A 13895-nucleotide genomic window follows, 5' to 3' on the forward strand; every position below is an offset into this window, starting at 1 on the left:
GACTGCTAGCATCGGCGGATGGATTCCCTGACCCAGATCGTGCTCGGCGCATCGGTCGCCGCTGCCATCGTGCCTGCCGCCCATCGTCGTGCCGCGCTCGCGGCCGGCGCCGTGCTCGGCACCCTGCCGGACCTCGACGGCTTTCCGATCGCGCTGATGACCGACGACCCGGTGCTGCGGATGACCCTGCATCGTGGGCTCACACATTCCCTGCTGGTGCTGCCGCTGATCGCCGCTGCCATCTGGTGGCTGTTCAAGCGCTTCGGCAAGGGTCGCGTGGCCGCATCGCCGGTGCGCTGGTTCTGGGCGATCGCGCTGGCGCTGATCACGCATCCGCTGCTCGATGCGTTCACCGTCTACGGCACGCAGCTGTGGTGGCCGCTCACGCCACCGCCGGCGATGTGGTCCAGCGTTTTCATCATCGATCCGCTGTACACGGTGTGGCTGCTGATCGGCGTGCTCGTCGCCGCGTTCGCCGGTCCGCGTCTGATCGCCGGTCGCCTGATCACGGTCGGGCTCGTATTGAGCACGGCGTATCTGGGCTGGTCGCTGGTGGCCAAGACCCTGGTCGATCGCGAGGCGGATCGCGCGCTGGTCGCGATGGGCCTCGGCGATGCACCGCGGTTTTCGGTGCCGATGCCGGCCAACACGGTGTTGTGGCGCGTCGTCGCGATGACCGACGACGGGTATGTAGAAGGTTTCCGCTCGCTGGTGGCCGATCGTGGCCCGATGCAGTTCACCGCGTATCCCTCCGATGTCGCCGCACTGCGCGAGAACGCGGGCCTGCCTGCTGTGCAACGTCTCGCGTGGTTCAACCACGGCTTCATGGGCGCAACGGTCGTCGACGGCACCCTGCAGCTCAGCGATTTGCGCATGGGCAACGAGCCTGACTATTTCTTCCGCTTCGATGTGGCGCAGCGCACCGGTGACGGCTGGACCTCGATCCCGCCGACGCAGGCGCCGATGGCACGCGACATCGCGTCGACGTGGAACGCCACCTGGGCGCGCATCTGGCGTGAGCCGGCATCGCCTGGCCTCGATATCGGCGAAGCGGTCGGGACCCATTGACGCTTCGTAGGATGGGTTGAGCGCAGCGAAACCCATCGATCGGCGCCTCAGCGCTGCGGAGTATTCCGGCGCAACTGCGGGGATGGGTTTCGCTGCGCTCAACCCATCCTACGGACGGTCGCGGTCAGGCCGCGAGCGTCGGCCGGAGGTCACCGGCGACCAGCGCATCGAAATAATCGCAGGTCAGCGCGAGTTGCGCGTCCGCGCTTTCGGCGCGATTGACCACGCTGCGGAACGCCGCGTTCTCGGGCCGATCCTTGGCATACCAGCCCAGATGCTTGCGCGCGATGCGCACGCCGGAGGTCTCGCCGTAGAACGCGTGCAGCGCTTCGAGATGGCCGAGCAGGATGTCGCGGATCTCGGTCAGCGTCGGTGGCGCCAGATGCGTGCCGGTAGCGAGAAAATGCGCGATCTCGCGGAAGATCCACGGCCGGCCCTGCGCGGCGCGGCCGACCATCACCGCGTCGACGCCGGTGTGTCGCAGCACCGCCAGCGCCTTCTCCGGCGAATCGATGTCGCCGTTGGCGAGCACCGGAATCGACAGCGCGGCCTTGATCGCGGCGATCGTGTCGTACTCGGCGGTGCCGGTGTAGTGCTGGTCGCGGGTGCGGCCGTGCACCGCGAGCGCGGCGATGCCGGCGTCCTGCGCGATGCGCGCGATGGTCGGGGCGTTGCGATGCTCGGCGCACCAGCCGGTGCGGATCTTCAGCGTCACCGGCACGTCGACCGCGCGCACCACGGCGTCGAGGATGCGCGCGACCAGCGCCTCGTCCTGCATCAGCGCCGAACCGGCCCAGGCGTTGCAGACCTTCTTCGCGGGGCAGCCCATGTTGATGTCGATGATCTGCGCGCCATGGTCGACGTTGTAGCGCGCCGCATCCGCCAGCATCGCCGGCTCGGTGCCGGCGATCTGCACGCCGACCGGCGCGGGTTCGCCGTCGTGATCCATACGCCGCAGCGACTTTTCGGTCTGCCAGAAGCGCGGATCGCTGATCGTCATCTCCGACATCGCCAGGCCCGCGCCCAGCCGCTTGCACAGCTGGCGGAACGGCTTGTCCGTGACCCCGGCCATCGGGGCCAGGACCACGTTCGGTTCGATGCGGTAGGGGCCGATCTGCATGCCGCTATTGTCGCGTATCGGCGGAGCGCGGCGCTCGCGGCCGCACGGGGTGTTCAGCCGCCGACGGCGAGCCGCGGCATCGCGAGTGCAGCGCCGACGTGTTCGGTCGACAGACCGGCGTAGCGGTTGGCGAAGCGCACGTGTTCGGCGAACGGATGCGCGTGCGCGGCTGCATAAGCCGCAGCAAGGGCGCCATTGAATGCATCGCCGGCGCCGGTGGTGTCGACGGGCTCCACCTTGCCGGCGGCCACGCGATAGAACGGTACGTCGTCGCCGCGCAGCAGGTCTTCGCGGTGCGAGACGAATGCGCCGGCGGCGCCGAGCGTGATCACCACGGTGCCGCGCGGCAGCAGGGTTCGACACAGGCGATGCAGCTGCGCATCGGGCGTGCCGGCGATCGCGTCGCTGTCGATGCGGTGGCTGGTATGGCGTTCCAGCAGCGCGGCGAACTCGGTTTCGTTCGGCGTGAGGATGTCGGCTGCGGCCAGCAGTTCGCGCAGGCACTGCGCGTTTGCCGGCGCCGGGTTGAGCATGGTGATCGTGCCGGCCGCGCGCGCCAGGCGCATCGCTTCGAGCACGCTGTCGAGCGGTGATTCGAGCTGCGACAGCAGCACGCGCGCACCGGCGAGCGCAGCAGCCTGGCGGCCCAGCCACGCGACGCTGAGATCGGCATTCGCGCCAGCGCCGATGACGATGGTGTTGTGACCGGCCTCGTCGACGTAGATGCCGGCGGTGCCGGTGGGCTGGCTGCTGTCGTGCACGCGCAGGTCGATGCCGTCGGCTTCGGCGAGTGCGCGCGCCTGGCGGCCGCCATCGTCATTGCCCAGCGCGCACAGGAAGCCCGTGGCGGCGCCCGCGCGCGCGGCCGCGATGGCCTGGTTGAAACCCTTGCCGCCCGGACCGGTGTGGTAACGACCGCTCAGGGTCTCGCCCAGGCGCGGCAGCGTGGCGCAGTTCCAGACATGGTCGACATTGAACGACCCGACGACGACGACATGACTCACGCGAATAGTCCGATCAGGCGCCGACGTAAGTCAGCACGCCGGCGATGGTGGCCGTCATCAGCGTGGCGATCGTGCCGCCCAGCACCGCGCGCAGGCCGAAGCGCGCCAGGTCCTGGCGACGGTCGGGGGCAAGCCCGCCGATGCCGCCGATCTGGATCGCGATCGAGCTGAAGTTGGCGAAGCCGCACAGCGCGTAGGTCGCGATCAGACGGCCCTGCTCGCTGAGCACCACGCCGTCGACGCGGCCGTTGACGATGTCGGCCAGCTGCAGGTACGCGACGAATTCGTTGATGACGATCTTCTGGCCGATCAGCGAACCGACCACCGAGGCGTCCTGCCACGGCACGCCGATCAGCCACGCGATCGGCGCCAGCACGAAACCGAAGATCGTCGCCAGGTTGGTCGGCTTGCCGATCGCTTCCGCCAGACCGGTGACTTCGCCGATCCACTCCAGCGGGTAGTTCACCATCGCGATCAGCGCGATGAAGGCCAGCAGCATCGCGCCGATGTTCAGCGCCAGACGCAGGCCGTCTCCGGCGCCTGCGGCCGCGGCGTCGATGATGTTGCTGGTGGTCTTCTCGACCTCCATCTTCACCGTGCCGCGGGTCAGCGGCTCACCGGTTTCGGGAATCAGGATCTTGGCGATCACCAGCGTCGCCGGCGCGGCCATGATCGACGCGGCCAGCAGATGCTTGGCGTAGAACGCCTGCTCTTCCGGATTGCCGCCGCCGAGCATGCCGACGTACGCGGCCAGCACGCCGCCGGCGATGTGCGCCATGCCGCCGATCATCATCGTGATGAGTTCGGACTGGGTCATCCGCGAGATGTAGGGGCGCACGGTCAGCGGCGCTTCGGTCTGGCCGATGAAGACGCTGGCGCAGACGCTGGTGGTCTCGGCGCCGGATACGCGCATCACCTTGGTGATCGCCGAGGCCATGATCCGCACGACGAACTGCATGATGCCCAGGTGGTACATCACGCCCATCAGCGCGGCGAAGAAGATGATCGTCGGCAGCACCTGGAAGGCGAAGATGAAGCCGTAGGTCTCGATGTTCATCAGGCTGCCGAAGATGAACTCCGAGCCGGCGTTGACGAACGAGAGAATCCTGACGAAGCCGTGGCCGAGCGCGTCGAACACCTCGCGGCCACCGGGCACGCGCAGCACGACGGCGGCGAACGCGATCTGCAGCGTCACGCCGGTGACGACCAGTTTCCAGTCGACCTTGCGCTTGTTGTTGGAGAACAGCCACGTGATCGCGAGCAGCACGGCCAGTCCGAACAGGCCGAAGCCGATCCGCGTCAAGTCATCCATCATGGCCCCCGGGCCCTTCGCCAAGTCGCGCAGCCTAGTGCAGCGGGCCGGCCCGGGCAACCACAGCACCTGTGAAAACGCCGTCGTTCAGGCGTCACGCGCTTCCACGCGGTTGCGGCCGGCGCGCTTGGCCTGCTGCAGACGACGGTCGGCGACGCCGAGCAGGGCCGACACGTCGCCGCCATCGGGCGGAAACGCGGCGAGTCCGGCGCTGAAGCTCAGCGGCAGCGGGCGCCCGTCGCGATCGACCACCAGAGACTCGTTGCACATGTCGCGTCGCAACCGGTCCAGCCGTTCCCACGCGCTGCCGGCCGGACAGCGCAGCAGCAGCACGAATTCCTGCCCGCCGATCCGCGACAGCGATTCGTCGTCTTCCAGCATCGTCTGCAGCCGCAGCGCGATGCCGCGGATCGCGCGGTCGCCGGCGCGCGGGCCGGCATCGGCGTTGATCCGGCGGAAGCCGTCGAGATCGAGCAGGCCCAGCGTCAGCGAGCGGCCTTCGCGGCGCGAGTCCGCGAGTTGCCGAGGCGCGTGCTGCAGCAGCCAGGCGCGGTTGGGCAGGCCGGTCAGGCCGTCGCGTCCGGACAGATCCACCAGCCGCTGCATGCGATAGACGACCGCGCAGGCGACCACCGTCATCATCGCCAGCAGCAACAGACGCTCGACCTGTCCGGCGACCGAGGCCACGCCGTAACCGAGTGACGCCGGCCGCGCTTCGCCGGTGCCGGCCATCAGCGCGATCGCCAGCACCGCGTACTGCACGACCGCCAGCCCGCCGACATACAACGCCAGGCGTCCGTCGTTGCGCAGCGCGGTGAGCGCGATCGCCAGCATGTAGAAGTTCCACACCACCACGCTGTTGAGCGCGGCCGCCGGCTCGCGGGTCGCCAGCAGCACCAGCACCAGCGTGGTCATGCTGATGTCGTAGCTGGCGGTGGCGTAGGGCAGCCAGGGGTGTCGACGCTGGCGCCGCGCGAGCGCCAGCCAGACCTGGGCCATCAGATTGGCGAATACCGCCAGCGCGAGTCCGACCACGACGGTGCGGGTGCCGTGGCCGCCACTTGCGGCGATCAGCGGCAACAGCAGGATCAACAGGGAGAGCGCAGCGCGGACGCGCGCGACCATCAGTTCGCCGCCGGCGCCGAGTTCGAGCATCACCTCGTCGGCACGGCCGAACAATGTGGCGACGACGCCCTGCCGGGTGCGTTGCGGTGCGCGCATCAAGACGGTCCCTGTGGCAGCTGCCGCAGCATAGCGCGGGCGCTCGCCGGTGGACGGCGGGCATACTTTGCGCATTCCGACCGTTCCAGGAGTTCCCATGCAGTACCGCCGCCTCGGCTCATCCGGCCTGCAGCTGTCCGCGTTGTCGTTCGGGGCCTGGGTCACCTTCGGCAGCCAGATCGGCCGCAGCGAAGCGCGCAACCTGGTCGCGGCCGCGTGGGACCACGGCGTCAATTTCTTCGACAACGCCGAGGGCTATGCCAACGGCGCGGCCGAACAGGTCATGGGCGACGTCATCGCCGATCTGCGCCTGCCGCGCGACGGCTACTGCGTGTCGAGCAAGGTGTTCTTCGGCGCGGCCGCCGATCCGCGCCCCACGCAACGCGGCCTGTCACGCAAGCATGTGCGCGATGCCTGCGACGCGGCGCTCAAGCGCCTGCGCGTCGAGCACCTCGATCTGTACTTCTGCCATCGGCCCGATCCCGACACCCCGGTCGCCGAAACCGTGTGGGCGATGGATGCGCTGATCCGCCAGGGCAAGGTGCTGTACTGGGGCACGTCCGAATGGCCGGCGGCGCTGATCCGCGAGGCCGCCCAGATCGCACGCACCCACCATCTGCAAGGTCCGACGATGGAGCAGCCCGAATACAACCTGCTGCGCCGTGAGCGCGTGGAGCTGGAGTACGCACCTTTGTATGCAGAGCTCGGACTCGGCACGACGATCTGGTCGCCGCTGGCGTCCGGCCTGCTGACCGGCAAGTACACCGACGGCGTGCCGGCCGACAGCCGCCTCGCGCAACCGCAACTCGAATGGCTCCAGGGCAGCGTGCTCGGCGATGCGAACGCGAACCGCGTCGGACGGGCAGGGCGCTTCACTGCATTGGCCGCCGAACTCGGCGTGGCGCCTGCGCCACTGGCGATCGCGTGGTGCCTGACCAATCCGCATGTCTCCACCGTGCTGCTGGGCGCTAGCCGGGTGTCGCAACTGCTCGAGAACCTGGAGGCGCTGACGCTGCTCGATCGTTTCGACGACAACGTCTGGCGGCGGGTGGAGGCGGTGACCGGCTGACGGGTATCGCGGCGAAGGGTCCGTGCCCGACGGCGAGGCAACGCCCGGAACAGGGCATGGCCACGCGCAAGAGGGTTGACCGCACCATGCTTGACTAGTGAATGAGAATCACTATCATCGGAATCCCCTACCGGAGGATCCCGACATGCGCGTGTCCCAGTTCCAGGATGCATCCGCTCCCCGCGACGCCCACGACGCCGGCAACGTCCATCCGTTGACGCGTGCTCCCGATGTCATCGAGCTCGACAGCGTGCAGTTGCTGCGCGGCCAGCGCGAACTGCGCATCCGCCACGGCAACGAGATCTACCGTCTGCGCCACACCCGCAACGACAAGCTGATCCTGACCAAGTAAACCGCTTTTGCGCGTCGCCGCCCGGTCCCGATGGATCGTGCGGGCGACACGCCGTGTTGCCCCCCCTCTCTCCAGAGGCTGCCCGCCCGCGCGATCCTCCTCCGCGCTCGCCAGCTCGCTGATCTCCACTTTTCGCGAGCGCCCATGCGTCCCAGCCTGCTGTCCGTTTCCTTGGCCCTGTGCCTGTCGTCCACCGCCGCCGTCGCCGCACCCGACGGCGAACCGCGCGACTTCGACCAGATCGTCGTCACCGCCACCCGCACCGAGCGTGCGATCAGCGACGTGCCCAATACCGTCGACGTGATCGACCGCGCGCGCATGGACACGCTGCTGGTACGCGACATCGCCGATCTGTTCCGCTACGAGCCGGGCATCACCGTCGGCAGCAGCTTCGGCCGCTTCGGCCTCAACGACATCCGCATCCGCGGCCTCGGCGGCAACCGCGTGCGCATCCAGACTGATGGCATCGCGGTGCCGGATGCATTCGCGATCGGCAGTTTCTCCAGCGCCAACCGCAACTTCGTCGATCTGGAAACGCTCAAGCGCGTCGAAGTGGTGCGCGGGCCCACGAGTTCGTTGTACGGCTCCGACGCGCTGGGCGGCGTGGTGTCGTTCGTGACCAAGGATCCGTCCGACTATCTGCGCGACGGCGACACCGCGCACGTCGGTACCAAGATCGGGTTCGAAGGCGCGAACGAAGGTCTGTTCGCCGGTGCGACCGCTGCCTTCGGCGGCGAGCGCTGGTCGGGCCTGGCGGCGGTGAGCCATCGCCAGGGCAAGGAAACCGAGAGCATGGGTGGGATCGGCGGCGAAGGTGCTGCGCGCACGCAGGCCAACCCGCAGTCGTCGAACGGCCGCAGCGTACTCGGCAAATTGGTCTTCGCCCCCAGCGACACGCAGCGCTTCAAGCTGACGGTCGAAGGCAACGAGGACGACGTCGAGACCGACGTGCTCAGCTCCTACGGCTTCCAGAGCCTGACCCGCGCGACCAACACCCAGGTGCTCGGTAACGACCACCAGTCGCGCGCACGCATCACCTTCGGTCACGAACTCGACGGCCTGTCGTCGGCGCTCGCCGACGGCGTCGACTGGCAGGTCTACCGCCAGGACAGCCGCACCCGTCAGGACAGCGTGGAAGTGCGTCGCGTGCCGTCGGGCGCCGCGACGATCCGCGACCGACGCGAACGCGAGTTTTACTTCGACCAGCGCAGCTATGGCCTGCAGGCGAATGCGCGCAAGACCTTCGAGACCGGCAGCGTCGAACACGCGCTGGCCTACGGCATCGATATCGAGCGCACCGAGACGAAACAGAAGCGCGACGGCCGCCGCATCTTCCTCGACACCGGCGTGGTCACCAACGCGATGTCGCCCGACACCTTCCCGGTGCGCGACTTCCCGATCAGCGACACCACCAAGGCGTCGCTGTACGTGCAGGACGAGATTGCATTCGCCGGTGGTGCGTTCCGCCTCGTGCCGGCGGTGCGCGTCGACCATTACCGGCTGGAACCCGAAGTCGATTCGATCTTCCGCGAGGACAACCCGGCCACGCAGGTCGCCGACCTCCACGAGACCAGCGTGTCGCCGAAGCTCGGCTTCGTGTGGACGTTCGCCGATGCCTGGTCGCTGTACGGCGGCTACGCCCGCGGCTTCCGCGCGCCGCCCTACAACGACGTCAATATCGGCTTCACCAATTTCCAGTTCGGCTATACGGCGATCCCGAATCCGGATCTGAAATCGGAAACCAGCGACGGTCTGGAACTGGGCGTGCGTTACTCGGGCGACGCCGCCTACGCCAGCCTCAGCACGTACTACACGCAGTACGACGACTTCATCGAGTCGACGCGTTACACCGGCATCGATCCCGTGTCCAGGCTGATGGTCTACCAGTCGCAGAACATCGCCGACGCGCGTATCCGCGGCGTCGAGTTCAAGGGCGGCGTGTACTTCGACAGCTTCGCACCGGCGCTGGCTGGATGGTCGCTGCGCGGCGCAGCGGCGTGGTCGCGTGGCGAGGACCGCATCACCGGCGAGGCGCTGACGAGCGTGGACCCGCTGACCGCGACACTCGGCGTCGCATTCGACCAGGCGGCATGGGGCGCCGAGCTCGCGGGTCGCTTCGTCGGCCGTCGCGACAGGCTCCCAACGGCGCCGGCCGGCAGCATCTATTTCGAAAGCCCCGGCCATGCCGTGCTCGATCTCTATGCACACTGGAATTTCGCGCCGGGCACGCGGCTCAACGCCGGCGTGTTCAATCTCGCCGATCGCAAGGTCTGGCAGGCGGGACTGGTGCCGTTGATCGCTGCGAGCAGCGCCACGCTCGACCGCTACACCGCACCGGGCCGCAACGTCGCGGTCAGCCTGTCGGTCGACTTCTGACCATGGTCACCGCCCTGTCGCCGCCCACTGCATGCGTCGTCCCCACGCCGTCGCAACTGGCGGCGCTGGGCACGGTGTTGTGTCTGCACCGTCCGGGTGCCGCGCGCGAACTCGGCGGCTGGTCGTCGGCGCGCCGCGCGCAAGCGCATGCCGGCCTCGACCTCGACGGCATGCACGAAAGCCTGCGTTTCTTCGATGCCGACGATGTCTGTTGCTGGCAACTGCATCTGCTGCCCGACAGCGACTTTCTCGCCTGGGAGCGTCTCGCCGGCAATCTCCCGCGTTGCAGCGATGTGGCGCCCGGCGGCATCGGCGGGCGTCTGTGGCGCGGCCTCGCGCAGCGCATCCGCGGCGGCGCCTGGGAAGCCAGCGTGCTGCGCTTCCAGTCGGTACCGGCGGTGCCGGAGGAGGGCGGCCCGATGCTGGTCGCCAGTCTCGGCACGCTGTCGCCGCTCGGCATCGACTGCGCGCGTCGCATCGCGCGCGGCAACGGCATCACCCCGTCGTCTTCGCTCGACGACTGCTGCTGCCGACGCGCAGCCGCGGCCGCCAGGTCCGCGTCGCCAGACGCGTACCGCCATCCGATCCCTCTCTCCTGACGTTTCCCGACCACGAGGTTCCACCGACATGACACCGCAAGCGACCGCGCTGGCACTCGCCGCCCTGCTGGCCTCCACCGCCGCGCCGGCTGCCACCCGCACGCCCGCCACCCCGCCTGAGGCCGACCGCAGCGCGATCCTCGGCATGCAGGGTGAATACAGCGTGCGTTTCCTGTTCGACGAGACAGTCGTGCTCGCGCCCGGCTACACGCGCAAGGAACCCAAGCGCAGCGGCGGCGACGAAGTCGTCATCGTCGTCGAGGACACGCCGACGAAGATCGTGCTGCAGCATCTGCTGCTCGACGTCAAAAGCGGTCACGTGATCAAGCACTGGCGCCAGGACTGGACGTTCGAAGCGCCGACGCGCTGGGAGTTCGCATCCGATCAGACCTGGCGCCAGCGCAACGTGCCCGCCGAACTGGTGCAGGGCGGCTGGACCCAGTGCGTGTTCGAAGTCAGCGATGCGCCGCGCTACTGCGGCAGCGGTCGCTGGGTCCACGGGAACGGTGCATCGACGTGGACGTCGGATGCCGGCTGGCGTCCGCTGCCGCGCCGCGAATACACCACACGCGAGGACTACAACGCGCTCGCCGCGGTCAACCGCCACACCATCGTGCCCGGCGGCTGGACCCACGAGCAGGACAACCACAAGGACGTCCGTGATGCATCCGGCGCCGTCACCGCCAGCATCGTCCGCGAGACCGGCTTCAACGATTACGTGAAGACCGATGCGATCGATTTCACCCCGGCCTACGACTACTGGAAAGCGACGCAGGACTACTGGGCGCGCGTGCGCGCGCGCTGGGATGTGCGCCTGTCCGCACCGGATGGCGTGCATCTGAAGACCAAGGTCGACGGCATGGCGCTGATCGTCCCGTTCTTCGAACAGGCGCAGACCGTGCAGGACGGCGGCAGCGTCAGCGACGCGCAGATCGACGCCGTATTCGCCGAATGGGTGGACACGCCGCGCGACTGAGCGCAGCGCTGACGAGAACCGGAAGGCGGGCGATGCCCGCCTTTCGCGTGTCTGGCGGGGGCGTTACAGGGCTGCGCCTATACTCGAAGCCAGCGGCATCGGCCGCCCGCATACAAGGATCGATCAATGGGAACCGGACTGTTTCTCGCCGTGGTACTGGCACTCGCCGGCGTCATCGTGCTGTTCAAGACCGTGCGCATGGTGCCGCAGGGATTCGAGTGGACCGTCGAGCGCTTCGGCAAGTACACGCATTCGATGGCGCCGGGCCTGCATTTCCTGATTCCCGTGGTCTACGGCGTCGGCCGCAAGATCAACATGATGGAACAGGTGCTGGACGTGCCGAGCCAGGAAGTCATCACCCGCGACAATGCGGTCGTGCGCGTCGACGGCGTCGTCTTCTTCCAGGTGCTGGACGCGGCCAAGGCGGCGTATGAAGTCTCGAACCTGGAGATCGCATCGATCGCGCTGGTGCAGACCAACATCCGCACCGTGATCGGTTCGATGGATCTCGACGAATCGCTGAGCAACCGCGAGCGCATCAACGCGCAGCTGCTCAATGTCGTCGACCACGCCACCAATCCCTGGGGCATCAAGGTCACGCGCATCGAGATCCGCGACATCCAGCCGCCGCGCGACCTCATCGATTCGATGGCCCGGCAGATGAAAGCCGAGCGCGAACGCCGCGCGGTGATCCTCGAGGCCGAAGGCCACAGGCAGTCGGAAATTCTGCGCGCCGAGGGCGACAAGCAGTCGTCGATCCTGCAGGCCGAAGGCAAGAAGGAAGCCGCGTTCCGCGAGGCCGAGGCGCGCGAGCGTCTGGCCGAGGCGGAAGCCAAGGCGACCGAAATGGTGTCCAACGCGATTGCGAACGGCGACGTGCAGGCGATCAACTACTTCGTCGCGCAGAAGTACGTCGAGGCGTTCAAGGAACTGGCGATGGCGCCGAACCAGAAGTTCGTGCTGATGCCGATGGAGACCAGCGGCCTGATCGGTTCGATCGCCGGCATCGGCGAACTCGCGCGCGAAGCGTTGTCGGGCAAGCCGGCGTCGCCCACGCCGCCGCCGGTCCAGCGTCCGCGCGCCGGAGCCTGAGCCATGGACTGGATGCGCTGGGATGTCGCGGGTTGGGGCGCGCTGGCCTTGCTGCTGATGGCGGCCGAGACGCTGGCGCCCGGCGCGTTCCTGTTGTGGATGGGCTTCGCCGCCGCAGCGGTGTTTCTGGTCGCGCTGTTCGCCCCCGGGCTGACGCTGCTGACCCAGGTCGCGCTGTTCGTCGTGCTGAGTTTCCTGTCGGTGCTGGTCTACCAGAGGTTCTTCCGCAAGCGCGCCCGTCAGAGCGACCAGCCGCTGCTCAACCGCCGTGCGCAGCAGCACGTTGGTCGCGTGTTGCCGCTGGAGCAGGGCATCGTCGACGGCCGCGGCCGGATCAAGATCGGTGACGCGTTCTGGGTCGTCGAAGGTCCGGACCTCGCCACCGGTACGCACGTCCGCATCGTCGGCACCGACGGCGTGAACCTGCACGTCGAAGCGGCCTGAGGATTCCGCTGCCTTCGTAGGATGGGCAGAGCGCAGCGAAACCCATCGCAGGCTGCGCCGGGTATTGGATTTCGCCACCCCGGTCACCGCCAGGCGCCGCAGCGCGCCGGCCCGACCTGCGATAATTCCGGCTTTCCGCTTGCGAGCCGGCCAGATGACGCAGAAGACGATCCTCAACGATGCCCACCGTGCGCTCGGCGCACGCATGGTCGATTTCGGCGGCTGGGATATGCCGCTCAACTACGGCTCGCAGATCGAGGAACACCACCACGTCCGCCGCGACGCCGGCATGTTCGACGTCAGCCACATGACCGTCGTCGACCTGCGCGGTGCGGGCACGCGCGATTTCCTGCGCCGCCTCGTCGCCAACTCGGTCGACAAACTAAAGGTGCCGGGCAAGGCGCTCTACACCTGCATGCTCACGCTGGACGGCGGCATCGTCGACGACCTGATCGTCTACTTCATGGCCGACGACTGGTTCCGTCTCGTCGTCAATGCGGCAACGCGCGAGAAGGTCCTGGCGTGGATCGCCGAGCAGGCTGCCGACTTCGATGTCGCCGTGACCGAGCGCCCGGAGCTGGCGATGATCGCCGTGCAGGGCCCGCAGGCGCGCGACACGGTTGCCACGCTGCTCGGTGACGGCAACGGAAAGACCGTCGCCAAGCTCGGCCGCTTTGCCGCCGCCGCGCTCGAAGGCACCGCGTTCGGCGATCTGTTCGTCGCCCGTACCGGGTACACCGGCGAAGACGGTTTCGAGATCGTCGTCGGCGAGTCGCATGCGGTCGCCCTGTGGATGGCGCTGCATGAAGCAGGCGTCGCACCGGCCGGCCTCGGCGCGCGCGACACACTGCGCCTCGAAGCCGGCCTCGCGCTTTACGGACAGGACATGGACGAAACCGTGTCGCCGTTCGAAGCCGCGCTCGGCTGGACCGTCGCGCTCGACGAAGGCCGCGCGTTCAACGGCCGCGCACTGTTGGAGTCGCAGGCCGATGGCGCGCCGCGGCAGATGATCGGCCTGGTGATGGACGACAAGGGCGTCCTGCGTCACGGCCAGACGGTCGCGACCGCGAACGGCGCCGGCGAGATCCTGTCGGGCACGTTCTCGCCGACGATCGGCAAGGCGATCGCGTTCGCACGCGTGCCGGCCGGCGAGCCGGGCGAGGTCACCGTCGACATCCGCGGCCGTCAGGTCCCGGTGCGCGTGGTCAAGTTCCCGTTCGTCAAGAATGGCCAACCCGCCGACGGCGTCTGATGCGCGCCGC

Annotated in this window: 13 protein-coding genes; 9 read left to right on the plus strand and 4 right to left on the minus strand. The window is 68.2% G+C overall.

What is annotated here, in order from left to right; all coding sequences use genetic code 11:
- Positions 1 to 18 precede the first annotated feature (18 nt).
- Complete coding sequence (locus LU699_RS13345) at positions 19 to 1068, plus strand: metal-dependent hydrolase (protein WP_232137149.1); 1050 nt, start codon at positions 19 to 21, stop codon at positions 1066 to 1068.
- Between the two features lie 124 nt (positions 1069 to 1192).
- Here LU699_RS13345 and dusB read toward each other — a convergent pair whose 3' ends face one another.
- From dusB to LU699_RS13365, 4 genes are all read right to left on the minus strand, one after another.
- Positions 1193 to 2188: a tRNA dihydrouridine synthase DusB gene (gene dusB, locus LU699_RS13350; RefSeq protein WP_232137147.1), complete on the minus strand. Its 996-nt coding sequence runs from the start codon at positions 2186 to 2188 to the stop codon at positions 1193 to 1195.
- A gap of 53 nt (positions 2189 to 2241) precedes the next feature.
- Positions 2242 to 3192: a ribokinase gene (locus LU699_RS13355; RefSeq protein ID WP_232137146.1), complete on the minus strand. Its 951-nt coding sequence runs from the start codon at positions 3190 to 3192 to the stop codon at positions 2242 to 2244.
- A gap of 13 nt (positions 3193 to 3205) precedes the next feature.
- Positions 3206 to 4507: a NupC/NupG family nucleoside CNT transporter gene (locus LU699_RS13360; protein ID WP_232137145.1), complete on the minus strand. Its 1302-nt coding sequence runs from the start codon at positions 4505 to 4507 to the stop codon at positions 3206 to 3208.
- Positions 4508 to 4591: 84 nt separating this feature from the next.
- Positions 4592 to 5725: a GGDEF domain-containing protein gene (locus LU699_RS13365; protein WP_232137144.1), complete on the minus strand. Its 1134-nt coding sequence runs from the start codon at positions 5723 to 5725 to the stop codon at positions 4592 to 4594.
- A gap of 97 nt (positions 5726 to 5822) precedes the next feature.
- Between LU699_RS13365 and LU699_RS13370 the strand changes: the two genes are divergently transcribed.
- The 8 genes from LU699_RS13370 (at position 5823) to gcvT (ending at position 13885) form a co-directional block, all read left to right on the plus strand.
- On the plus strand, positions 5823 to 6794 hold the full coding sequence (locus LU699_RS13370; RefSeq protein WP_232137143.1) for an aldo/keto reductase: 972 nt from the start codon (positions 5823 to 5825) through the stop codon (positions 6792 to 6794).
- A 145-nt stretch (positions 6795 to 6939) separates the two neighbouring features.
- On the plus strand, positions 6940 to 7146 hold the full coding sequence (gene hemP / locus LU699_RS13375; RefSeq protein ID WP_232137142.1) for a hemin uptake protein HemP: 207 nt from the start codon (positions 6940 to 6942) through the stop codon (positions 7144 to 7146).
- A gap of 144 nt (positions 7147 to 7290) precedes the next feature.
- Complete coding sequence (locus LU699_RS13380) at positions 7291 to 9522, plus strand: TonB-dependent hemoglobin/transferrin/lactoferrin family receptor (RefSeq protein ID WP_232137141.1); 2232 nt, start codon at positions 7291 to 7293, stop codon at positions 9520 to 9522.
- 2 nt (positions 9523 to 9524) lie between these two features.
- A complete protein-coding gene (locus LU699_RS13385) occupies positions 9525 to 10121 on the plus strand; it encodes a ChuX/HutX family heme-like substrate-binding protein (protein ID WP_232137139.1) in 597 nt (198 codons plus the stop codon).
- Between the two features lie 28 nt (positions 10122 to 10149).
- Positions 10150 to 11097 carry a DUF6607 family protein gene (locus LU699_RS13390; protein ID WP_232137138.1) on the plus strand — a complete coding sequence of 316 codons (948 nt, stop codon included), beginning with the start codon at positions 10150 to 10152 and terminating at the stop codon, positions 11095 to 11097.
- 126 nt (positions 11098 to 11223) lie between these two features.
- On the plus strand, positions 11224 to 12189 hold the full coding sequence (locus tag LU699_RS13395) for an SPFH domain-containing protein (RefSeq protein ID WP_232137136.1): 966 nt from the start codon (positions 11224 to 11226) through the stop codon (positions 12187 to 12189).
- Positions 12190 to 12201: 12 nt separating this feature from the next.
- Positions 12202 to 12633 carry an NfeD family protein gene (locus LU699_RS13400; protein WP_232137378.1) on the plus strand — a complete coding sequence of 144 codons (432 nt, stop codon included), beginning with the start codon at positions 12202 to 12204 and terminating at the stop codon, positions 12631 to 12633.
- A gap of 154 nt (positions 12634 to 12787) precedes the next feature.
- A complete protein-coding gene (gene gcvT, locus LU699_RS13405) occupies positions 12788 to 13885 on the plus strand; it encodes a glycine cleavage system aminomethyltransferase GcvT (RefSeq protein ID WP_232137134.1) in 1098 nt (365 codons plus the stop codon).
- The last annotated feature ends 10 nt before the right edge of the window (positions 13886 to 13895 follow it).

Source organism: Luteimonas fraxinea, assembly GCF_021233355.1.
Taxonomy (GTDB): domain Bacteria; phylum Pseudomonadota; class Gammaproteobacteria; order Xanthomonadales; family Xanthomonadaceae; genus Luteimonas; species Luteimonas fraxinea.

Excerpts from the sequence above, each read along its gene's own strand:
- LU699_RS13345 (WP_232137149.1), top strand. The coding sequence starts at position 19 with ATGGATTCCCTGACCCAGATCGTGCTCGGCGCATCGGTCGCCGCTGCC.
- dusB (WP_232137147.1), bottom strand. The coding sequence starts at position 2,188 with ATGCAGATCGGCCCCTACCGCATCGAACCGAACGTGGTCCTGGCCCCG.
- LU699_RS13360 (WP_232137145.1), bottom strand. The coding sequence starts at position 4,507 with ATGATGGATGACTTGACGCGGATCGGCTTCGGCCTGTTCGGACTGGCC.
- LU699_RS13365 (WP_232137144.1), bottom strand. The coding sequence starts at position 5,725 with ATGCGCGCACCGCAACGCACCCGGCAGGGCGTCGTCGCCACATTGTTC.
- LU699_RS13370 (WP_232137143.1), top strand. The coding sequence starts at position 5,823 with ATGCAGTACCGCCGCCTCGGCTCATCCGGCCTGCAGCTGTCCGCGTTG.
- hemP (WP_232137142.1), top strand. The coding sequence starts at position 6,940 with ATGCGCGTGTCCCAGTTCCAGGATGCATCCGCTCCCCGCGACGCCCAC.
- LU699_RS13380 (WP_232137141.1), top strand. The coding sequence starts at position 7,291 with ATGCGTCCCAGCCTGCTGTCCGTTTCCTTGGCCCTGTGCCTGTCGTCC.
- LU699_RS13385 (WP_232137139.1), top strand. The coding sequence starts at position 9,525 with ATGGTCACCGCCCTGTCGCCGCCCACTGCATGCGTCGTCCCCACGCCG.
- LU699_RS13390 (WP_232137138.1), top strand. The coding sequence starts at position 10,150 with ATGACACCGCAAGCGACCGCGCTGGCACTCGCCGCCCTGCTGGCCTCC.
- LU699_RS13395 (WP_232137136.1), top strand. The coding sequence starts at position 11,224 with ATGGGAACCGGACTGTTTCTCGCCGTGGTACTGGCACTCGCCGGCGTC.
- LU699_RS13400 (WP_232137378.1), top strand. The coding sequence starts at position 12,202 with ATGCGCTGGGATGTCGCGGGTTGGGGCGCGCTGGCCTTGCTGCTGATG.
- gcvT (WP_232137134.1), top strand. The coding sequence starts at position 12,788 with ATGACGCAGAAGACGATCCTCAACGATGCCCACCGTGCGCTCGGCGCA.